Annotated in this window: 21 protein-coding genes and 2 pseudogenes; 10 read left to right on the forward strand and 13 right to left on the reverse strand. The window is 73.2% G+C overall.

The genetic code is table 11. The annotated features are described in order from the left end of the window. Positions 1 to 460: alkaline phosphatase D family protein (locus tag ABZZ38_RS08105; protein WP_356736954.1), on the forward strand; the 460-nt coding region annotated here is incomplete at its 5' end. On the opposite strand, the gene ABZZ38_RS08110 is transcribed toward ABZZ38_RS08105, so the two are convergent. Then, positions 447 to 1,454, reverse strand: coding sequence for a Gfo/Idh/MocA family oxidoreductase (locus ABZZ38_RS08110; protein WP_356736956.1), 1,008 nt, complete (start codon positions 1,452 to 1,454; stop codon positions 447 to 449). The genes ABZZ38_RS08105 and ABZZ38_RS08110 overlap by 14 nt on opposite strands. A gap of 93 nt (positions 1,455 to 1,547) precedes the next feature. Between ABZZ38_RS08110 and ABZZ38_RS08115 the strand changes: the two genes are divergently transcribed. Continuing rightward, complete coding sequence (locus tag ABZZ38_RS08115; RefSeq protein ID WP_356736958.1) at positions 1,548 to 2,831, forward strand: Bcr/CflA family multidrug efflux MFS transporter; 1,284 nt, start codon at positions 1,548 to 1,550, stop codon at positions 2,829 to 2,831. A 57-nt stretch (positions 2,832 to 2,888) separates the two neighbouring features. Here ABZZ38_RS08115 and ABZZ38_RS08120 read toward each other — a convergent pair whose 3' ends face one another. After that, positions 2,889 to 4,217 carry a hypothetical protein gene (locus tag ABZZ38_RS08120; protein WP_356736960.1) on the reverse strand — a complete coding sequence of 443 codons (1,329 nt, stop codon included), beginning with the start codon at positions 4,215 to 4,217 and terminating at the stop codon, positions 2,889 to 2,891. 103 nt (positions 4,218 to 4,320) lie between these two features. Between ABZZ38_RS08120 and ABZZ38_RS08125 the strand changes: the two genes are divergently transcribed. Together ABZZ38_RS08125 and ABZZ38_RS08130 are read left to right on the forward strand one after the other, a co-directional pair. After that, complete coding sequence (locus ABZZ38_RS08125) at positions 4,321 to 5,325, forward strand: small ribosomal subunit Rsm22 family protein (protein WP_356736962.1); 1,005 nt, start codon at positions 4,321 to 4,323, stop codon at positions 5,323 to 5,325. 108 nt (positions 5,326 to 5,433) lie between these two features. Continuing rightward, on the forward strand, positions 5,434 to 5,916 hold the full coding sequence (locus tag ABZZ38_RS08130; protein WP_356736964.1) for a hypothetical protein: 483 nt from the start codon (positions 5,434 to 5,436) through the stop codon (positions 5,914 to 5,916). Between the two features lie 66 nt (positions 5,917 to 5,982). Here ABZZ38_RS08130 and ddaH read toward each other — a convergent pair whose 3' ends face one another. Both ddaH and ABZZ38_RS08140 read right to left on the reverse strand, forming a co-directional pair. Further along, positions 5,983 to 6,897 (reverse strand): dimethylargininase, encoded by a 915-nt coding sequence (ddaH, locus tag ABZZ38_RS08135; RefSeq protein WP_356736966.1) that lies wholly within the window; start codon positions 6,895 to 6,897, stop codon positions 5,983 to 5,985. 11 nt (positions 6,898 to 6,908) lie between these two features. Continuing rightward, entirely contained in the window at positions 6,909 to 7,085 is a 177-nt protein-coding gene (locus ABZZ38_RS08140) for a DUF6243 family protein (protein WP_356736968.1), read from the reverse strand. A gap of 109 nt (positions 7,086 to 7,194) precedes the next feature. Here ABZZ38_RS08140 and ABZZ38_RS08145 point away from each other — a divergent pair, with 109 nt between their 5' ends. Both ABZZ38_RS08145 and ABZZ38_RS08150 read left to right on the forward strand, forming a co-directional pair. After that, positions 7,195 to 7,833 (forward strand): TetR/AcrR family transcriptional regulator, encoded by a 639-nt coding sequence (locus ABZZ38_RS08145; protein ID WP_356736970.1) that lies wholly within the window; start codon positions 7,195 to 7,197, stop codon positions 7,831 to 7,833. 162 nt (positions 7,834 to 7,995) lie between these two features. Continuing rightward, on the forward strand, positions 7,996 to 8,733 hold the full coding sequence (locus ABZZ38_RS08150) for a bifunctional DNA primase/polymerase (RefSeq protein ID WP_356736972.1): 738 nt from the start codon (positions 7,996 to 7,998) through the stop codon (positions 8,731 to 8,733). Between the two features lie 25 nt (positions 8,734 to 8,758). Here ABZZ38_RS08150 and ABZZ38_RS08155 read toward each other — a convergent pair whose 3' ends face one another. The 3 genes and pseudogenes from ABZZ38_RS08155 to ABZZ38_RS08165 all read right to left on the reverse strand — a co-directional run. After that, on the reverse strand, positions 8,759 to 9,697 hold the full coding sequence (locus ABZZ38_RS08155; RefSeq protein ID WP_356736974.1) for a hypothetical protein: 939 nt from the start codon (positions 9,695 to 9,697) through the stop codon (positions 8,759 to 8,761). After that, positions 9,627 to 10,602, reverse strand: a pseudogene (efeU, locus tag ABZZ38_RS08160) (iron uptake transporter permease EfeU). The gene ABZZ38_RS08155 and the pseudogene efeU overlap by 71 nt, the downstream one beginning before the upstream one ends. Before the next feature lie 16 nt (positions 10,603 to 10,618). After that, positions 10,619 to 11,186: pseudogene (locus ABZZ38_RS08165) on the reverse strand (Dyp-type peroxidase); the annotation flags it as partial. A gap of 142 nt (positions 11,187 to 11,328) precedes the next feature. On the opposite strand from ABZZ38_RS08165, the gene ABZZ38_RS08170 reads away from it, so the two are divergent. Next, positions 11,329 to 11,979 carry a PhzF family phenazine biosynthesis protein gene (locus ABZZ38_RS08170; protein ID WP_356736976.1) on the forward strand — a complete coding sequence of 217 codons (651 nt, stop codon included), beginning with the start codon at positions 11,329 to 11,331 and terminating at the stop codon, positions 11,977 to 11,979. On the opposite strand, the gene ABZZ38_RS08175 is transcribed toward ABZZ38_RS08170, so the two are convergent. Both ABZZ38_RS08175 and map read right to left on the reverse strand, forming a co-directional pair. Beyond that, positions 11,969 to 12,634 carry a biliverdin-producing heme oxygenase gene (locus ABZZ38_RS08175; RefSeq protein ID WP_356736978.1) on the reverse strand — a complete coding sequence of 222 codons (666 nt, stop codon included), beginning with the start codon at positions 12,632 to 12,634 and terminating at the stop codon, positions 11,969 to 11,971. The genes ABZZ38_RS08170 and ABZZ38_RS08175 overlap by 11 nt on opposite strands. A gap of 131 nt (positions 12,635 to 12,765) precedes the next feature. After that, positions 12,766 to 13,623, reverse strand: coding sequence for a type I methionyl aminopeptidase (gene map / locus ABZZ38_RS08180; RefSeq protein WP_356736980.1), 858 nt, complete (start codon positions 13,621 to 13,623; stop codon positions 12,766 to 12,768). 58 nt (positions 13,624 to 13,681) lie between these two features. Here map and ABZZ38_RS08185 point away from each other — a divergent pair, with 58 nt between their 5' ends. After that, positions 13,682 to 13,918, forward strand: coding sequence for a hypothetical protein (locus ABZZ38_RS08185; RefSeq protein ID WP_356736982.1), 237 nt, complete (start codon positions 13,682 to 13,684; stop codon positions 13,916 to 13,918). Between the two features lie 463 nt (positions 13,919 to 14,381). On the opposite strand, the gene ABZZ38_RS08190 is transcribed toward ABZZ38_RS08185, so the two are convergent. Continuing rightward, positions 14,382 to 14,990, reverse strand: a complete 609-nt coding sequence (locus ABZZ38_RS08190) for a hypothetical protein (protein WP_356736984.1) — start codon at positions 14,988 to 14,990, stop codon at positions 14,382 to 14,384. Positions 14,991 to 15,080: 90 nt separating this feature from the next. On the opposite strand from ABZZ38_RS08190, the gene npdG reads away from it, so the two are divergent. Together npdG and ABZZ38_RS08200 are read left to right on the forward strand one after the other, a co-directional pair. Next, a complete protein-coding gene (gene npdG, locus ABZZ38_RS08195) occupies positions 15,081 to 15,755 on the forward strand; it encodes an NADPH-dependent F420 reductase (RefSeq protein ID WP_356736986.1) in 675 nt (224 codons plus the stop codon). Positions 15,756 to 15,889: 134 nt separating this feature from the next. Next, entirely contained in the window at positions 15,890 to 16,060 is a 171-nt protein-coding gene (locus ABZZ38_RS08200) for a hypothetical protein (RefSeq protein ID WP_356736988.1), read from the forward strand. On the opposite strand, the gene ABZZ38_RS08205 is transcribed toward ABZZ38_RS08200, so the two are convergent. From ABZZ38_RS08205 to ABZZ38_RS08215, 3 genes are all read right to left on the reverse strand, one after another. Further along, entirely contained in the window at positions 16,050 to 16,856 is an 807-nt protein-coding gene (locus ABZZ38_RS08205; protein ID WP_356736990.1) for a site-2 protease family protein, read from the reverse strand. The genes ABZZ38_RS08200 and ABZZ38_RS08205 overlap by 11 nt on opposite strands. Positions 16,857 to 16,919: 63 nt before the next feature. Next, positions 16,920 to 17,765, reverse strand: coding sequence for an ABC transporter permease (locus ABZZ38_RS08210; RefSeq protein WP_356737276.1), 846 nt, complete (start codon positions 17,763 to 17,765; stop codon positions 16,920 to 16,922). Between the two features lie 5 nt (positions 17,766 to 17,770). Beyond that, on the reverse strand, positions 17,771 to 18,766 hold the full coding sequence (locus ABZZ38_RS08215) for an ATP-binding cassette domain-containing protein (protein WP_356736992.1): 996 nt from the start codon (positions 18,764 to 18,766) through the stop codon (positions 17,771 to 17,773). Positions 18,767 to 18,781: the final 15 nt, after the last annotated feature.

Below are 18,781 nucleotides of genomic sequence, written 5' to 3' on the forward strand. Positions count from 1 at the left end.
CCAGCGGCGCAACGTCCCCACCCCCGACTACAAACTCTCCATGGACGCCTGGGACGGCTACCCCGCCTCCCGCCAACGCGTCCTCGACGGCGCACGGGCAGCGGGCGTGGAGAACCTCGTCGTCCTCACCGGCGACGTCCACGTGGCCTACGCCTTCGACCTGAAGGCCGACTTCGACGACCCCGCCTCCCGGACCGTCGGCACCGAGCTCGTCGCCACCTCCGTCAGCAGCGGCAAGGACGGCGCCGAGAAGCCCGCCAACTGGGACAACCTCACCCGCGCCAACCCGCATCTGAGGTTCTACAACGGCCGCCGCGGCTATCTGACCCTCACGCTCACCCCCGAGCGCGCCCGCGCCGACTTCCGCACCGTCTCCGCGGTGACCACCCCCGGCGCCCCGGTCATGACGGCCGCGTCGTTCGTGACCGAGGCGGGCGCCCCCGGACTCACGCCCGCGTGACGCCCCCGGGCACCTCCGACGGATAGCGGACGCCGACCCGGTCCCGGACCGCGTCGAGCGTCCGCATCACCGCCAGCGTGCCGTCCAGCGGGACCAGCGGGGACTCCGTCTCACCCGCCCGGAGGCAGCGCATGACCTCCGCCGCCTCGTGCTGGAGGCTGTCGCGGCGCCCGGGCACCGTGATCTCCTCCGGCTCGCGCCCCTCCCGGCGCAGCACGAACCCCTCCGGGTAGAAGAAGCCGCGCGGGAACTCGATCCGGCCCGCCGTGCCCGACACCGACGCCGTCAGCGGCGTGTCCGACACGATCGAGCACGACAGCAGCGCCGTTGCCCCCGAGTCCCAGCCGAGCAGCACACCCGTGTTCAGGTCGACGCCCTCCGGCGACAGCAGGGCGTCGGCCTGTACGCGGTCGGGCTCACCGAGCAGCAGCTGCGCGAACGACACCGGGTAGACGCCCAGGTCCAGCAGCGCGCCGCCGCCGGCGGCCGGGTCCCGCAGCCGGTGGCCGGCGTCGAACGGCCCGGCGATGCCGAAGTCCGCGTGCACGGACCGGATCTCGCCGATCGCCCCGTCCCGCACCAGGTCCACCATCCGCCGGATGACGGGGCTGCAGTACATCCACATGGCCTCCATCAGGAACAGCCCGCGCTCCCGGGCGATCCCCACGAGCTCCACGGCCTCCCGCGCGTTGAGCGTGAACGCCTTCTCGCACAGCACAGCCCGCCCCGCCTCCAGGCAGAGCCCGGCCGCCGCCCGGTGGGCCGCGTGCGGCGTCGCCACGTACACCACGTCGACGTCCTCGTCGGCGGCGAGGGACGCCCAGTCCCCGTACGCCCTCGGGATGCCGAACCGCTCGGCGAACGCCCGCGCCGACGCGGCGGAGCGCGACCCCACCGCCACCACCTCGGCGTCGGGCATCTGGAGCAGGTCGGTCGTGAACGACGCCGCGATCCCACCCGTCGCCAGCACGCCCCACCGCACGGTGTCACCCATCCCGGCCTCCCCTGGACTTTCCTTTGAGTTTTCAACAACCTTGTTCGAGCTGAGAGCATAGGGCGCGCACCCCCGCCCGGAACAGGAGATGAGATGCCGGAGAGCGGCCCCACCCACATACCCGCCGAAGCACACACCCCCGCCGCCCCCTCGGCGCCGTCCGCCGCCCCGCGCCGCGCGAGTCTGCTCGTCACCCTCGTCCTCGGCGGGCTCACCGCGCTCCCGCCGCTCTCCATGGACATGTACCTCCCGGCCCTCCCGGAGGTCACCCAGGCCCTCGGCGCGCCCGCCGCCACGGTCCAGCTCACCCTCACCGCCTGCCTCGCCGGCCTCGCGCTCGGCCAGCTCGTCGCGGGCCCGATGAGCGACAAGTGGGGCCGCCGCCGCCCGCTGCTCATCGGCATGATCGTGTACGTCGCCGCCACCGCCGTCTGCGCGCTGGCACCGGGCATCGAGCCGCTCATCGCCTTCCGGCTGCTCCAGGGCCTCGCGGGCGCGGCGGCCATCGTGATCGCCCGGGCGGTGGTGCGCGACCTGTACGACGGGGTCGAGATGGCCCGGTTCTTCTCCACGCTCATGCTGATCTCCGGCGCCGCGCCCATCGTCGCGCCGCTCATCGGTGGTCAGGTGCTGCGGATCACCGACTGGCGCGGCGTCTTCCACATCCTGACCGGCGTCGGCGTGCTCCTCACGTTCGTGGTGTGGAAGTGGCTCGGCGAGACGCTGCCCCCGGAGCGGCGGCACAGCGGCGGTGTCGGCGAGGCGCTGCGCACGATGCGCGGTCTGCTCGCCGACCGGGTCTTCACCGGCTACATGCTGGCCGGGTCGCTCGCCTTCGCCGCGCTGTTCGCGTACATCTCGGCCTCGCCGTTCGTGGTCCAGGAGATCTACGGGGCGTCGCCGCAGACCTTCAGCCTGCTGTTCGGGCTCAACTCGGTCGGCCTGGTCGCGGTGGGGCAGATCAACGGAAAGCTCCTGGTGGGCCGGGTCAGCATGGACAAGGTCCTGGGCTTCGGCCTGGCGGTCATCACGCTGGCCTCCGTCGCGCTGCTGCTGATGACGAGCGGGGTGTTCGGCCACGTGGGCCTGCTCCCGGTGTCGGCCGGGCTGTTCGCGCTGATGTCGGCGATGGGCCTGGCGATGCCCAACACCAACGCGCAGGCGCTGATGCGCACCCCGCACGCGGCGGGTTCGGCGTCCGCGCTGCTCGGCACGTCCTCGTTCCTGATCGGCGCGGTGGCCTCGCCGCTCGTCGGCGTCGCGGGGGAGGCGACCGCCGTCCCCATGGCGGTGGTGCAACTGGTGTGCGCGGTCGGCGCGGTGGGCTGCTTCCTGGGGCTGTGCCGCCCGTGGCGCAAGCAACCCGTGACGCCCTGACGGTCCCGGGAAGACAAGGCAGACAGGGCAGACAAGGCGGACAAGGGGAACAAGGACCTAGCCCCGCTTCGCGTACGCGATCAGGTGCAGGCGGTCACGCGGGTCCGTCCAGCGGAACAGCCCGACGCCCGCCGCCTCGGCCTCCGGCAGCCGCACCTGCGGCGCGAGCCTCTCGGGCACCCCGGTGGCCAGGTCCACCACGACCGGGTCACCGCCGCCGTCCAGGGCGTCGGCGGCGCCCCGCGCGCCGCTCGCGCCGTACGCCAGGCCGTCGTCGGTGACCGTGACGAGTGTGAGCCGGTGCGTGCCGTCGGGCTGTTCGAAGCAGCGGCCGGTCCGGGCGCCCAGGTCGAAGGCGAGGTTCCCCGCGATCAGGTACCGGCCGCCGGGGGAGACCACGGCGCGCGGGTACTCGCCCGGCTCGATCGCCGGCTTGCGGCACTCCACCCGCACCAGCGGCGTGCCCGTGCGCACGTCGTGCACCGCCCAGACGTCGTGCGTCGCGGCCCGCCCGGCCCCCTTCCTCTGCTGCCACCGGGCCACGACGTGCCCGGGCGTCAGCGAGGTCGGCACCCCGCCCGCCGGGTCGGCGCCGGACGGGGCGCGGTCGCGGCTCGCCCAGCCGCCGCGCACCCAGAAGCCCCGGGCGCCCCCGACGAGCAGGCCCTTCGGGGTCGCGCCGTGCACCTCGGTGAGCCTGCGGCAGTCGGCGCACCCCCGGGGGTACCCGAGCGCGGCGGGCGGGACGGTGGTCACCGCGCCGGTGTCCGGGGCGACGAGCGCGCTGGTGGCCCTGGAGTCGCTGATGACGACGGCCGGCCCGGTGGCGGTCACGGTCGGCGCGGCCGGCCACGGCACCTCCACCCGCCGCCGGGCGCCGTTGACGGCGTCGTACACGTCGAGGGAGACCAGGCTGCTCGCCGGGGCGGGCGGGTCGCCGGCGAGCGTGCCGTACGACCAGGTGACGAAGTACGGCCGGTCGTCCTTGGCCAGCGTCAGCAGGCGCGGCACGTCGTCGGGGTCGCCCAGCGGTCGCCACTCCCCGCCCGTCCAGCGGGGCGCGCCGGTCGCGGCGTCGACGGTCCGCAGGCGGTAGCGGATGCCGGTGGTGTCACCGGCGCGTTCGAGGTAGGCGATCTGCCCGGTGGCGTGGTCCACGGCGTACCCGGGGGAGATGCCGGTGAGCTCCCAGCCGCGCGCCGGGTCGTACGCGCCGGGGGCGCTGAGCCGGGTGCCCGGGCCGGTGCTCGCGGGGGCGCTCTTCGTGGGCTCGGGAGGCTTGGGCTCCGGGTCGCCGCCGCCCCCGCGGGTGACGAGCAGGATCAGCAGGGCCAGGACGGTCACGCCGGCCGCCAGGGCCATGCGCACGATCCTCTGTCGTCCCATGGTCCCCCCGTGAGCCCGGTCGGCCGCCGCGTCGCGGCCCGCGGATCGACGGCCGTCAGCCTAGCAACGCCGACCCCCTCCGAGGGCCGCCTACGATAGGTCGGTGAACGTCTCCCTCTCCCCCTCGGACTCCGTCTCGGAAGCCCTGCGCGACGCCCTCGCCGGGCTGCTCGACGGGCTGCCGCCGACGAAGGCCGCGCAGGCCGTCGACCGGCTCATCGCCAGCTACCGGGGGACCACCCCGACCGACGCGCCCGTGCTGCGCGACCGGTCGGACGTCGTCGCGTACGCCGCGTACCGGATGCCGGCGACGTTCGAGGCGGTACGGGCCGCGGTGGGCGCGCTGCGGGACGTGGCGCCGGAGTGGGTGCCGGGCACGCACACCGACATCGGCGGCGGGACGGGCGCGGCGAGCTGGGCGGTCGCGGAGGCGTGGGACTCGGCGGCGGCCACCACCGTCCTGGACTGGGCGGAACCGGCGCTGGCGCTGGGACGCGAGCTGGCGGCGGCGTCCGGCGTGCCCGGGCTGACGGGCGCGCGGTGGCAGCGCTCCCGGATCAGTACGGCGCTCCGCGTCGAGAGCAGCGATCTCGTCACCGTCTCGTACGTCCTGAAGGAGCTCACCGAGCAGGACCGCGCGGCCGTCGTCACCGAGGCCGCCCGCGCCGGGCAGGCCGTCGTCGTCGTCGAGCCCGGCACCCCCGACGGCTACGCCCGCGTCATCGCCGCCCGCGACCGGCTCATCGACGCGGGCCTGCGCGTCGCCGCGCCCTGCCCGCACAGCGGCACCTGCCCCATCGCCCCCGGCACCGACTGGTGCCACTTCGCGGCCCGCGTCAGCCGCTCCTCCCTCCACCGCCAGGTGAAGGGCGGCTCACTCGCGTACGAGGACGAGAAGTTCAGCTACGTCGTGGCCACCCGCTTCCCCGTCGCGCCCGCGCCCGCCCGGGTCGTCCGCAGGCCGCAGATCCGCAAGGGCCAGGTGCTGCTGGAGCTGTGCACCGAGGACGAGGGGCTGCGGCGCGACACGGTGACCAAGCGGCACGGCGCGCTGTACAAGGCGGCGCGGGACGCGGCGTGGGGCGACGAGTGGCCGCCCCGCCGATGAGGTGACCGCGCGGGCCCACCGGGTGATCTCCCGCCCCGGCGATTGCCCGCGCGACCGGGCGGAGTTGAGCTGGGCTCGTCCGTTTCCGGGCACCCCTCAGGAGGTCCCATGCTGCGCTCCGTCGCCACGGCCGTGCCCGCCGCCGGCGCTCTCACCCTCACCGGCGTCGCCCCGGCGGCCTCGGCCCCGGTGCCCAAGGGCGAGGCCACGGTGCTCGACTGGCCGGCCGTGAAGCAGTCGGACACCAAGCCGTTCGCCCCGCTGCTGCGGGAGGGCGCCGACTGGAGCGTCTTCTCGCACCCGCAACGGAACGACCGCGGCAAGCCCGGCAGGAAGATCGGCGACGCCACCGCGCGGTGCACCGCCGTCAACGTGACCCGCGCCGGGTACGTGACGCAGTGCGAGCGCGTGCTGCGGACCGACGACGGCACCATCACCCTCGTCGACACCATCGACCGCTATGGTTCCGGCCCGCACGGTGCCGACGCGGCGATCACCGGCGGCAGCGGCGCGTACGAGGACGCCGAGGGCAAGGCGGAGCTCGTGCTGTACGGCGACTACGCCACGTTCAAGCTCACCCTGGAGGACTGACCGGCCGCACGGCCGCACGACGGGCCGACCGCGTGAACCGGTCGGCCCCCGCGTGAACCCCGCGCGCTACGGCCGCAGCTCCTGCGTGCAGCACTTCACGCTGCCGCCGCCCTTGAGCAGCTCGCCCAGGTCCATGCCGATCGGTTCGAAGCCGCGCTCCCGCAGCGGCCGGTACAGCCCCACCGCGGCCTGGGGCAGCAGCACGTGTCTGCCGTCGCTCACCGCGTTCAGCCCGAGCGCCGCGGCGTCGTCCTCCTCGGCGATCAGCGCGTCGGGGAACAGCCGGGCCAGCACGGCGCGGCTGCCCGGGGAGAACGCGCCGGGGTAGTACATGATCTCGTCGGCCGCGTCGTCCAGGACGCACAGCGCCGTGTCGAGGTGGTAGTAGCGCGGGTCCACCAGCTCCAGGCCGATCACCGGGCGCCCGAAGAACTCCTGGGCCTCGTCGTGCGACAGGGGGCTGGAGCGGAAGCCGCGCCCGGCCAGGACGTACGTGGCGGTGACGGCGAAGTCGCCCTCGCCCTCGTTGATGTGGTCCGGTTCGTGGACGTCGGTGAAGCCGTGCGCCCGGAACCACTCCCGGTGCACCGCGGCCTCCGGCACGCGCTCGGCGTGGGCGAACCGGGCGAGGAGCACCCGGCCGTCGATGACGGTGGCGCCGTTGGCGGCGAACACCATGTCGGGCAGGTCGGTCCGGGGCTCCAGCAGCTCGACCGTGTGGCCGAGGGAGAGGTAACGGTCGCGCAGGTCTTCCCATTGGGTGAGGGCGAGCGGCAGGTCGACCGGTTTCGCCGGGTTCATCCACGGGTTGATGGAGTAGGTCACCCTGAAGTGCGCGGGTGGGCACATCAGGTAGCGGCGGGGTGATGCGTCACGAGGCAAGGAAGGCTCCTCACGGACGGCAGGGCGCACGGTGTGTGCGTGCAAGCCATGGTGCGCCGTGGGGAGCCTTCGCGCAGCGGACCGTACGGGTGAGTTCATTCCGGCGTCCGTCAGGCGCCGTGGTCCGTACGCCCCTCCTTCAACTTCCGCAGCAGCTCCCGCTTCTGTGCGGCGGGGTCGACGCCCCGCCCGGCCCGGCCGGCGCCGCTGCCGCGCAGGGCGGAGCGGGGGAGGTTCCTGCGGGTACCGCCGACGCCGAGCATGTTGCCTGCTCCACCACGGGCCATGGTCGAGCTCCCTTCTCCGGTTCCGGTTGACGGACTCCACATTGAACGAGACGTATCGTCTTGTCAAGAGACGATACGTCTCGCCTCGTACGCTGCTAGATTGGCGCCTATGGCAGAGACCACGTCCGGGGCCAAGGCGCCCGACTCCACACGGCGCAGCGAACGCTCCCGCCGCGCCATTTACGCCGCCGCCCTCGCCCTCGTCGGGGAGGCCGGCTACGCCAAGACCACCATCGAAGGCATCGCCGCCCGCGCCGGCGTCGGCAAGCAGACCATCTACCGCTGGTGGCCCTCCAAGGCCGCCGTCCTCCTGGAAGCCTTCGTGGACCTGGGGCGACAGGCCGGCGAAGCCCTCGGCGGCGACGCCGACAGCGGGATCCCGGACACCGGGGACCTGGAGGCCGATCTCAAATTCGTCCTGCGTGCCACGGTCGACGAGATGAACGACCCCACGTTCGAAGCCCCCTCCCGCGCGCTCGCCGCCGAGGGCATCGTCAACCCCGAGCTCGGCGCCCGCTTCGTCGAGCAGCTCCTGGAGCCGCAGCTCCAGCTGTACGTGCGGCGGCTGCGCGCCGCCCAGGACGCCGGCGAGGTCCGCCGGGAGATCGACCCGCGCATCGCGCTGGAGCTCTTCGTCGGCCCGATCGCCCACCGCTGGCTGCTGCGCACCCTGCCGCTCACGCACGAGTACGCGGACCGGCTCGTCGAGTACGCCCTTCACGGCCTCGCCCCGCGCGACACCCGCTGACCCGGGACGAGGGGGAGGCGCCGAGACCGGCGAATCCCCGGCATAACCGCCCATCCCGTACGCCGTTCCGACCCCGGTTGGGGACTCCGGTCACCCGAGGCGCAGGATGGTGGGACCATGGCAGGGACCGCAGGGCTTGCATGATGAGGTGTGAGGGGATAGATGGGCGACGGTATCGGCCGCTACCGCGGCACGGAGAGCAAACTCGCGCACTGGCTGCGACGGCGCCCGAAGAAGACCGCCGCCGACGGGCCGAGCCGCGAAGACCTGCTCCTGGCCACCGCCGCCGCGGGACTGCCCCTCGCCCCCGCCGCGTACCCCGTCGGCTACCGATGTTCCTGTGAGCGCGTCGGCTGCCCCACCCCGGCCCGCCACCCCGTCTCCTTCGCCTGGCAGACCCAGTCCACCACCGACCGCGCGCAGATCGAGCGGTGGGCCCAGGGAGAGCCGCAGGCCAACTTCATCACCGCGACCGGCATGGTCCACGACGTCCTCGACGTTCCGCTGGAGGCCGGTCGCGCCGCGTTGGAGCGGCTGATCGCCGAGGGCGTCGACGTCGGTCCGGTCGCCCAGTCCGGCGAGGACCGCATGCTGTTCTTCACCGCCACCCGCGGCACCCCCGAGGACGAGGACGAGTGGTGGCCGTGCGAGCTGGACTGCCACCCCGAGACGATGGACGAGCACCCGGGGCTGCGCTGGCACTGCCGCGGCTCCTACGTCCTCGTACCGCCCGCGCGGCTGCCCGGTGAGCTCGGCGTCGGCTGGGTACGCGGCCCCGAGCACCCGCTGCCCGACCCGCTGACGCTGCTGGAGGCGCTGACCGACGCCTGCGCCCGCCACGCCGAACAGCTGGACGACGAGCACGACCACCACTCGGTGGCGTGGCCGCTCAGCCGCTGACCACGGACCGCCGGCAGGGCACCCCCTACGACCCGGTCGCCGACGTCACGCCCTGAAGCCGGGCCAGCACCGTCACCTGGTCCGAGGTCGCCCCGGCCGGCTTCACCCGCGCGGACTGGCTGGCCACCCACTCCTTGGTGAGCGTGTTCCTCACCTCGCCGGTCATGAGCGCCTTCACATCCGGGCTGACCTTCGGCCGGTAGCCCTGCGCCGCGGTCTGCCGGTCGTAGAAGCGGATCGCGAAGAAGACGAACGCCCCGCCGTCCTCGGTCATCAGCCCGAGCGGCGCGTGGTCGCCGGTGTCCAGGGCCTGGTCGACGTACTGCGTCGACAGCCCCGGCCGCCGCGCCACGCTCTGGCGCTCCGCCCGCCACACCGAGGTGTGCGGACCCGCCGCGAAGTGCGCCGGCCGGCCGGTCCGCAGATACGAGGCGTACTCCTCGCTCAGGTCCTTGGGCGCGACGGCCAGCGCCGCCGAGTCCGGCGCCACGGGCTCCGCCCAGCCGGCCCCGTCCGTCTTGAACACGGGCACCGCGGACGGGGCGAGGATCGTCAGATACGCGACCTCCCACAGCTGCCGGGCGCTGTTGCGCACGAAGACGAGCAGCCAGCGGTCGTCACCCGGGCCCTGGTCGGTGTCCCGGTTGGAGTCGGTGTTCGCGAGGAACCAGCGCGGCCAGCCCGCCTTCTTCGGGATCGTGAAGGACGCGTCCGTCAGCTCCAGCGGCCGGTGGTTCGGATTGCCGCCCGGGCTGGTGACGCTGCGCGACTTCAGCCCCGCCTGGTTGATGTCTCCGAGCGCGCCGGTGACCCGGCCCGCGTCGAGGGCCGGATCGTACGCCTTGTCGGCGGCGTTGTACGCGGCGGTGAAGTCCTTCAGCGCCCGTGCGGCCTCAGCCTTCGTCGCCGCCGGCACGACCTCCAGCTCGCCGTGCACCGTCACGCACCCGCTCGCCGTCAGCATCGCCAGCACCATCACCGCCGCGAGCCCCGTCGCGGGCCTCGCCACCCGACCCAGCCTTCTCATCGGTTGCCTTCTGCTCCTCGACCCCCACTGACCGTCCGAACCCTACCGGGGCGAGGAACAGCGCGAGGACGGGGACCAGATACAGCGCCCACACCGTGACCTGGAGGACCGTCGGGTTCGGCTGGAAGTTGAAGACGCCCTTCAGCAGCGTCCCGTACCAGCTGTCCGGCGGGATCGTCGCGCCGATGTCGAACGCCTTGTCCGCCAGACCGCCCAGGAACCGCGCCTCCTGCGGATCGTGCACGCCGTACGCCGGCACCCCGGCCGCGACCTGGACCAGCATCCCGCCGTCCAGGTGAAGAACCGGGCCAGATCGATCCGCACCGCGCCCCGGTGGAACAGCCACCCCAGCACCACCGCCGTCCCGATGCCCAGCAGCACGCCGGCCAACGGCTGTGACGAGCCCGCCTCGTCGGCCGCCGCACGCACCGACGCCCACACGAACAGCGCCGTCTCCAGGCCCTCCCGTCCCACCGCCAGGAACGCGGTGGCGACCAGCGCCCCCGTACCCATGCGCAGCGCCGCGTCGAGCCTGCCGCGCAGCTCCGCCCTCAAGTGCCGCGCGGTGCGACGCATCCAGAAGACATCCACGTCACCAGGCCCACGGCCAGGATCGACAGCGAGCCGCCGAGCAGCTCCTGCGCCTCGAACGTCAGCTCCTGCGAGCCGAATTCGAGGACGCAGCCGAAGGCCGGCGCCAGGCCCACCGCGACGCCGATCCCGCACCACACCGGTTTCAGCGCGTCCCGCCGCCCCGTCTTCACCAGGTACGCGACGAGGACGCAGACGACGAGGCTCGCCTCCAGGCCCTCACGCAGGCCGATCAGGTAGTTGCCGAACAACGTCGGTCCCTTCTGCTCACCCGAGGAGCGCTCTGCCCCACCAGTCGTCCTTGTCACGGACACCCGGCGGGACGGCGAAGAGCGCCGAACCCACGTGCTGGATCTACTCGTTGAGCACGTCATGGCGTGCCGGCGCCGTCTGCACGGGGATGAACCCGGTGCGCGGGTCGCGCTGGTGGGCGAGGAAGAACAGCCCCGCGTCCAGCCGTCCCAGGCCGTCCGTCCCGTCCGTGAAGGAGTAGCCGCGGCGCAGCATGCGCGCCCCGCCGTTGGAGTCCGGGTGCGCGAGCCGCACATGCGCGTCCGGCTTCATGGCGGGCAGGAACGGTTCATCGTGCTCCCCGCCCCTGCCCACGGGCGCGCCCTCGCCCTTGTCGCGGCCGAAGATCTCCTCCTGCTCCCGCAGCGGGGTACGGTCCCAGGTCTCGACGTTCATCCGGATACGCCGCGCCACCAGGTACGACCCGCCCGCCAGCCACCCCCGGCCGTCCTTCCGCGCGTCCCACACGTGCCGGTCGAGGGCGGTGGTGTCGGTGCCGGGGATGTTCCGGGTGCCGTCCCTTGAAACCGAACAGGTTGCGCGGAGCGGTCACAGACGGCCCATGGGCGCCCCAGGGCGCAGTCAAGTGCTGGTCAAGCGGCGCACGTTGGCTCACTTATGTCCCCCTTCCTATGAAGTGTCCCCTCACGCCGTTCCCCTGGCCGACCGCGTGCTTGAATGCCGGGATGAACACCGCTCACGACGTCCTGGCCGTCTTCTGCGCCGCCGACGGCCGGCACGGGAACCTCCTCGGCGTCGTACGCGACGGCCGGCTCCGCGCGGACGAGGCGTCCCGCCAGGCGCTCGCCAAAGACCTCGGGTTCAGCGAGACCGTCTTCGTCGACGACCCCGAGCGCGGGGCCGTCGACATCTACACGCCCGGCGTGCGCCTGCCGTTCGCCGGTCACCCCCTCGTCGGGGTCGCCTGGCTGCTGGACCTGGAGGTCGTGAACCCTCCGGCGGGCGAGGTGTGGGTGCGCCAGGACGGCGAGTTCACCTGGATCACCGCCCGTCCGGAGTGGGTACCTCCGAGGACGCTGCGGCAGTACGCGTCGGCCGGGGAGGTCGAGGCGCTGGAGGTGCCACCGGCCGGTGACTGGGTGTACGCGTGGGCGTGGGAGGACGAGGCGGCGGGCCGGGTCCGGGCGCGGGCGTTCCCGGGGCGCGGCGACGGAGTGGTGGAGGACGAGGCGACCGGCGCCGCGGCCCTGCTGCTCTCCGCCCGGCTCGGCCGGGCGCTGAACATCACGCAGGGCCGGGGTTCGCAGCTGCTGACGGCCCCCGGCCCCGACGGCACCATCGAACTCGGCGGGCGCGTCAGGGAGATCAGGCGCTGAGCGGGAACTCCCCGCCGAGCTCGCGGAACACCGCGCTGTTGAAGTCGAAGGCCCGCTTGCACTCGTCGACGATCCGCTGCTTCTCCAGGTCGTCGGCGTTCACCCGGTCCAGCAGCTCGCGGTAATCCCGCTTGAACGCGGCCGGGTTGGGGATCTGCTCGAAGACGTAGAACCGCACGCCGTCACCCTTGCGCGCGAACCCCCAGGTCCGCTCCGCCTTGTCGCGGATGATCTGCCCGCCCGACAGGTCGCCCAGGTAGCGGGTGTAGTGGTGTGCCACGTACCCCGCCGGCCAGGTGCGGGCGCACTCCTCGATCCGGGCGGCGTACGCGACGGTCGCGGGCAGCGCGGTCAGCCCCGCGCGCCAGTCGCCGCCGCGCAGATGGGCGAGATCGCGCTCCAGCGCGGGGGCGCGGAAGAGCTCCGGCCGTATGAAGGGACCCGCCACCGGATCGTCCACGAGCCGCCCGGCGGCGTCCTCCAGCGCCCGGTACACGAACCACAGCTGCTCGGTGTACCGGGCGTAGGCGTCCACGCCCAGCCGGCCGCCGAGCAGGTCGCTCATGAAGCCGGAGGTCTCCGCCTCGGTGTGCTGCTGGTGCGAGGCGGTGCGGATGACCGTCGAGAAGGGAGTGACAGTGGCGCGTGCGTCCAAGGCGGGCCTCCCGGGCCGAGGGGACGGGCAGGGGCGGCCGAAGCCGCCACCACCGCGATCCTCCTGCTGAGGGTCGTCCGAGTCAACAGGTTCCCGACGGCCCGTCGGTAAAAGCGTACCCGCCTCCGGCGTCACGGCAACGTGAGAATCTCGGCCCCCGTGTCCGTCACGACCAGCGTGTGCTCGAACTGCGCGGTCCGCCTGCGGTCCTTCGTCACGACGGTCCAGCCGTCGTCCCACATGTCGTACTCGTGCGTGCCCAGCGTCAGCATCGGCTCGATCGTGAACGTCATCCCCGGCTGCATGACCGTGGTCGCGTGCGGCGAGTCGTAGTGCGGGATGATCAAACCGGAGTGGAACGAGGAGTTGATCCCGTGCCCGGTGAAGTCCCGCACCACGCCGTAGCCGAAGCGCTTGGCGTACGACTCGATGACCCGGCCGATGACGTTGATCTGGCGGCCGGGCTTGACCGCCTTGATGGCCCGGTTCAGCGACTCGCGGGTCCGCTCGACCAGCAGCCGCGAGTCCTCGTCGACGTCACCGCAGAGGTACGTCGCGTTGTTGTCGCCGTGCACACCGTTGATGTACGCCGTGACGTCCAGGTTCACGATGTCGCCGTCGCGCAGGACGGTCGAGTCCGGGATGCCGTGGCAGATGACCTCGTTGACGGACGCGCACAGCGACTTCGGGAAGCCCCGGTACCCGAGCGTCGACGGATAGGCCCCGTGGTCGCACATGTACTCGTGCGCGACCCGGTCCAGCTCGTCGGTGGTCACCCCGGGAGCGATGTGCCGGGCGGCCTCCTCCATCGCCTGCGCCGCGATGCGGCCCGCGATCCGCATCCGCTCGATGGTGTCGGAGTCCTGCACCTCCGGGCCGGTGTACGGCGCCGGCATGGGCTTTCCGACGTATTCGGGGCGGCGGATGGACCCCGGAACGGAACGAGGGGGAGAGAGCTCCCCCGGTACGAGAAGCGACTGGCCAGACATGCAGCGAGTCTAACCAGCACGCCGCGGGGCACGATGGCCACAGAGGAAGGAGCCGAGAATGGCCCTGTTCAAGAAGCGCACGGCCGGAAAACCGGGCGAGTGGTACTACTGCCTCCAGCACAAGAAGGTCGAGGAAGGCCCGGACTGCCCGGCGAAGAACCGGTTCGGCCCGTACCCGACCCGGGAGGAGGCCGCCCACGCGATGGAAACGGCCCGCGAGCGGAACCTCCAGTGGGACACCGACCCCAACTGGCACGACCGGGACGCCCCGGCGCCCCGCGACGACACCCCCTGACGGTCCGGCGCCGCCGTCGCGGGCGGCGGCCCGGGGGCCTGCGGGCGAGCCCGCGCGACGGGCCCCGGCGCGGAACCGGGCGCCGGGCGGGTGGTGCGGCTGCGCGCTGCCCCCGGTGGCCCTGCGGGACCGGGTGTCGGGGCGGGTGGTGCGGCGGCACGCCACGCGTAGCCCTGAGGTGCCCGCAGCGGGAGGGGCGGGCGCGCCGGGGCACGCCGCACCGGGGACCGGGCGCCGAAGGGGGCCCATCCGGCCGCGAGGGTCGTGACCCGGGGCCCGGCGTCACCCCGTGAGCCAGGCCCGGGGGCGCGGGGCCCGTGGGCACGGCGGCGCAAGCATCGCCGCCGCCGGTCAGGCCCACCGACGCCGCGCACGCCGGGCCGCCGCTCCGGAATGCCGCACGGTCGCCGCTCCGGAACGCCGCGCGCGTGCCCGGCCGGCCGCCCATCGCGCCCGGCCGCGCCTACCAGCGCGTCGGCGGCGGTGACGTCAGATGGTCCGCGAGCCGCGAGAGCCGGTCGCGGAAGCGGCGGCCCTCGCGCGGTGACAGCGACGGCAGGGTGTTCTCACCGGCCGCCGCGCTCACCAGGTGCTGCACCGTGTCGAGGTCCACCTCCTCCGCCTCCGCCACCGTCAGCGCCTCATGGGCCAGCCCGCGCATCTCCCGGTCACCGCCGTCCAGCGCCAGCACCGTCGCCCCCGCCCGCCGCGCTCCGTGCACCCGCTCCAGCAGGCCGCCGCCCGGCCGCTCCGGGGCAACCACCAGCAGGGTCGACCCGCGCCCGGCGGCCTCCAGCCGGCCCAGGCCCACCGCCAGGTGCGCCGGATCGGAGGCCCGCACCCGGTGCCGCACCAGCGTCGGCGCGAGCTCCGGCTGCCCCGACCACGCGGCCTCGTCGACCAGATGGGCCGCCAGGTGCCACGGCTCGTACTCCGCCGTACCGACCAGCAGCAGCCCGCCGCCGTGCGGCACCACCGACGACCGCAGCACACCGGCGAACCGGCGGGCCGCCGCGGGCCACTCCGTACCGGCCAGGACCTCACGCAGCAGGGCGACACGTACGGCATCCATGGCGCCGCATCCTGCCCCGCCGCACCGCCCCCGCGCGGGGGTTCGGCCTCACATCACCCGTACGGGGCGGGCCACGTAATGTCGGGGACCATGACTACTGATACGAACGCTCTCCCCGATGTCTCCGGGCTCGTCGTCGGCGTCCTCGGCGGCACCGGCGACCAGGGCCGGGGCCTCGCCCTCCGCCTCGCCCGCGCCGGGCAGAAGGTGATCATCGGGTCCCGGGCCGCCGAGCGCGCCGAGGCCGCCGCCGCCGAGCTCGGCCTGGGCGTCGAGGGCGCCGACAACGCAGAGTGCGCCCGCCGCAGCGACATCGTGATCATCGCGGTGCCGTGGGACGGCCACGCCCGGACGCTGGAGTCGCTCCGCGAGGAGCTGCGCGGCAAGCTGGTCATCGACTGCGTCAACCCCCTCGGGTTCGACAAGAAGGGCGCCTACGCCATCAGGCCGGAGGAGGGCAGCGCCGCCGAGCAGGCCGCCGCCCTGCTGCCGGACTCGCGCGTGACCGCCGCGTTCCACCACCTGTCCGCCGTGCTCCTCCAGGACGAGACGGTCGAGGAGATCGACACGGACGTGATGGTCCTGGGCGAGAGCCGCGCGGACACCGACCTCGTGCAGGCGCTCGCCGCCCGCATCCCCGGTATGCGGGGCGTCTTCGCGGGCCGGCTGCGCAACGCCCACCAGGTCGAGGCGCTGGTCGCCAACCTCATCTCGGTCAACCGCCGCTACAAGGCCCACGCCGGTCTGCGCGTCACCGACATCTGACCGGCGCCCGGTCCGGCGCCCGTCGGCCCGAGGCGGGCGTACGGCCGGCCGACGACCGGCGTCCGGCAGCGGACGGGCATGGGGGACACTGGACAGGCACGTCATGAGTACATACCCGGACAGGAGCCACCCCCATGCCCCGCCTCGCTCTGTACGCCCTCGTCGTCTGCGCCCTCGCCGTCGCCGCGGCCGTGGTGTCCTTCGTCCAGGGCACCTGGCTCGGCGTCATCTGGGTCCTGCTGGCCGGCGTCTCGTCCAACATGGCCTGGTACTACTGGCGCCGCGGGCCGCGCGTCACCAGCTGAGGATCTCCTCGCACACCGGGTCGCGCTCCTCCCAGAAGGTGAAGAGGTCCCGCCCGCAGTACCGCTCCAGCTCCTCGATGCCCAGCCCCCGCAGGACGAAGTCGACCAGCCCGAAGAAGGCGTCGTTCACCTCGGGGATGAAGAGGAACACGAACACCGCGAGCAGCCCGAAGGGCGCGTACGGCTCGACCTTCCGGCGGATCCGGTACGACAGCCACGGCTCGATCACGCCGTAACCGTCCAGACCCGGCACCGGCAGGAAGTTCAGGATCACGGCCGACACCTCCAGCAGCGCCACGAACGCGAGCGCGAAGCGGAACGCCATCGGCACGCCGTCGAGGGCGCCGAGCCAGAAGGGCGCGGTGAGGAGGGCCGCGAAGAGGACGTTCGTCAGCGGGCCCGCCGCCGACACCAGGCTGTGCTTCCAGCGCCCGCGGATCCGGTCCCGCTCGATGAACACCGCGCCGCCCGGCAGGCCGATACCGCCCATGATCACGAAGACGACCGGCAGCACGATGCTGAGCATCGCGTGCGTGTACTTCAGCGGGTTGAGGGTCAGATAGCCCTTAGCGCCGATGGAGATGTCACCGCCGTGCAGGGCGGTCCGGGCGTGCGCGTACTCGTGCAGACAGAGCGACACGATCCATGTGGACGTGACGAACAGGAAGACGGCCAGGCCCGGGTCGGCGGAGAAGCCGGTCCACACCGCCCAGCCGGTGACCGCCATGACGGCGGCGATACCGAGGAAGACGGGACTGACTCTCCGCTCGCTGTGGCGGGACGTGGCGGTGGCCATGGGCGGCGCTCCTGGGCTCGGGGACGGTAGAGACCGTACCGGACCGCCGCCCGGCCACCCGGGTCACGTCCTGCCGCGGAACCTGGCGACCGCGAGCGGCGCCGTCACCAGCGTGATCGCCGCCGCCCAGCCGAGCGTCGTCCACGCCGACTCGGCGACCGGGCCGCCGTTGACCAGGTTGCGCGCGGCGTCGGCCAGGTTCGACAGCGGGTTGTGGTCGGTGAACGTCCGCAGCCAGCCCGGCATCGACGCCGGCGGGGCGAAGATGGACGACCCGAACTGAAGGGGCATCAGCACGATCATCGCCACCCCCTGGACGGCCTGCGCCGTCTGCAACGTGAGACCGAGCAGGATGAAGATCCACATCAGGGACGCGCCGAAGACCACGGACAGGCCGACCGCCGCGAGCAGGTCGAGCACCGACGTCCTGATCTCCATACCGAGCAGGAAGCCCATGCCGAGCAGGATGGCGGAGGCCACCAGCATCCGGCCGATCTCCACGACGATCTTGGCGACGAGGACGGACGACCGGGCGATCGGCATCGTCCTGAACCGGTCCATGACCCCTTTCCTGACGTCGTCGTTGATGCCGGTGCCGACGGCCATGGCGATGTTCAGGCCCATCATCGCCATCAAACCGGGGACCACGTAGTTCACATACGCGTCCCGGTCGCCACCGAGCGCCCGGCCGACCGAGCCGCCGAAGACGAACACGAAGAGCAGGACGAAGACGATGGGCGTCAGCAGCACGTCGAACATCGACTGCGGATCCTGCTTGATCTGGAGTGCGTTGCGCCGCACCAGCGCGCCGATGTGGCGGGCGTTGGCCCGCGGCCCGATCCGGTCCTCGGCCGCGCTCCCGGTCGCCGCCGTCCCGGTCGCCGTCAGGGTCTTTGTCGTCGTACGCACCGCGTTCACGCGGCGACCTCCTCATGGGTCGTGCCGGGCACCGACGACTTCTCGCCGGTGATGGCCAGGAACACCTCGTCCAGGCTGGGCAGATGCGTGCCGATGTGCGCGATGCCGTAGCCCCGCGCGCCCAACAGGCCGATCACGGCCGTCAGTTGCTCGTCGCTGAGGATCGGTACGGACAGCAGTCCCTCGTCCGGGACGACGGTCGGGCCCGCGATACCGGCCAGGCCGTGCTCGGTCAGCGTCCGCGCCATCGCCGGGAGGTGCGCCGGGTCGGCGGGACGGACCCGGAGAGTGCGGCCCCCGACCCTGGCCTTGAGCTCGTCCACCTCGCCGGTGGCGATGACCTTGCCCCGGTCGATGACGGTGAGCTCGTGCGCCAGCCGCTCGGCCTCCTCCATGTACTGGGTGGTGAGCAGGACCGTCACGCCCTCGGCGACCATGCCCTGGACCTCGTCCCACACCTGGTTACGGGTGCGGGGGTCGAGGCCCGTCGTCGGTTCGTCCAGGTAGAGCACGGCGGGGCGGCCGGTCATGGAGGCGGCCAGGTCGAGGCGGCGCCGCATACCACCGGAGTACGTCATCGCGGAACGCCCGGCGGCCTCCGTCAGGGAGAACCGTTCCAGCAGCTCGTCGGCGCGTCGGCGGGCGTCCTTGCGGGACAGGTCGAGCAGCCGCCCGATCATGTACAGGTTCTCCCAGCCGGACAGCCTCTCGTCGACCGAGGCGTACTGGCCGGTGAGCCCGATGGCGCGGCGCAGCGCGCGGGGCCGGCGCACCACGTCGTACCCGGCCACGGTGGCGCGGCCCGCGTCGGGGACGACGAGGGTGGACAGGCAGCGGACGAGCGTGGTCTTGCCGGCGCCGTTGGGGCCGAGCACCCCGAGGACGGTGCCCTCGCGCACGTCGAGGTCCACCCCGTCCAGTGCCTTCGTGTCGCCGTAGTGCTTCACGAGGCCCCGCACCTCGACGGCGTTCGTATCGGATCGTCGTGTCATGCCGCCATGTCACCA

This window comes from Streptomyces sp. NPDC006368 (assembly GCF_040612535.1).
Lineage (GTDB): Bacteria > Actinomycetota > Actinomycetes > Streptomycetales > Streptomycetaceae > Streptomyces.

Excerpts from the sequence above, each read along its gene's own strand:
- ABZZ38_RS08120 (WP_356736960.1), bottom strand. The coding sequence starts at position 4,217 with ATGGGACGACAGAGGATCGTGCGCATGGCCCTGGCGGCCGGCGTGACC.
- ABZZ38_RS08200 (WP_356736988.1), top strand. The coding sequence starts at position 15,890 with ATGCCCCGCCTCGCTCTGTACGCCCTCGTCGTCTGCGCCCTCGCCGTC.
- npdG (WP_356736986.1), top strand. The coding sequence starts at position 15,081 with ATGACTACTGATACGAACGCTCTCCCCGATGTCTCCGGGCTCGTCGTC.
- ABZZ38_RS08190 (WP_356736984.1), bottom strand. The coding sequence starts at position 14,990 with ATGGATGCCGTACGTGTCGCCCTGCTGCGTGAGGTCCTGGCCGGTACG.
- ABZZ38_RS08115 (WP_356736958.1), top strand. The coding sequence starts at position 1,548 with ATGCCGGAGAGCGGCCCCACCCACATACCCGCCGAAGCACACACCCCC.
- ABZZ38_RS08150 (WP_356736972.1), top strand. The coding sequence starts at position 7,996 with ATGGGCGACGGTATCGGCCGCTACCGCGGCACGGAGAGCAAACTCGCG.
- ABZZ38_RS08205 (WP_356736990.1), bottom strand. The coding sequence starts at position 16,856 with ATGGCCACCGCCACGTCCCGCCACAGCGAGCGGAGAGTCAGTCCCGTC.
- ABZZ38_RS08215 (WP_356736992.1), bottom strand. The coding sequence starts at position 18,766 with ATGACACGACGATCCGATACGAACGCCGTCGAGGTGCGGGGCCTCGTG.
- ABZZ38_RS08140 (WP_356736968.1), bottom strand. The coding sequence starts at position 7,085 with ATGGCCCGTGGTGGAGCAGGCAACATGCTCGGCGTCGGCGGTACCCGC.
- ABZZ38_RS08130 (WP_356736964.1), top strand. The coding sequence starts at position 5,434 with ATGCTGCGCTCCGTCGCCACGGCCGTGCCCGCCGCCGGCGCTCTCACC.
- ABZZ38_RS08145 (WP_356736970.1), top strand. The coding sequence starts at position 7,195 with ATGGCAGAGACCACGTCCGGGGCCAAGGCGCCCGACTCCACACGGCGC.
- ABZZ38_RS08170 (WP_356736976.1), top strand. The coding sequence starts at position 11,329 with ATGAACACCGCTCACGACGTCCTGGCCGTCTTCTGCGCCGCCGACGGC.
- ABZZ38_RS08155 (WP_356736974.1), bottom strand. The coding sequence starts at position 9,697 with ATGCTGACGGCGAGCGGGTGCGTGACGGTGCACGGCGAGCTGGAGGTC.
- map (WP_356736980.1), bottom strand. The coding sequence starts at position 13,623 with ATGTCTGGCCAGTCGCTTCTCGTACCGGGGGAGCTCTCTCCCCCTCGT.
- ABZZ38_RS08185 (WP_356736982.1), top strand. The coding sequence starts at position 13,682 with ATGGCCCTGTTCAAGAAGCGCACGGCCGGAAAACCGGGCGAGTGGTAC.
- ddaH (WP_356736966.1), bottom strand. The coding sequence starts at position 6,897 with ATGAACTCACCCGTACGGTCCGCTGCGCGAAGGCTCCCCACGGCGCAC.
- ABZZ38_RS08110 (WP_356736956.1), bottom strand. The coding sequence starts at position 1,454 with ATGGGTGACACCGTGCGGTGGGGCGTGCTGGCGACGGGTGGGATCGCG.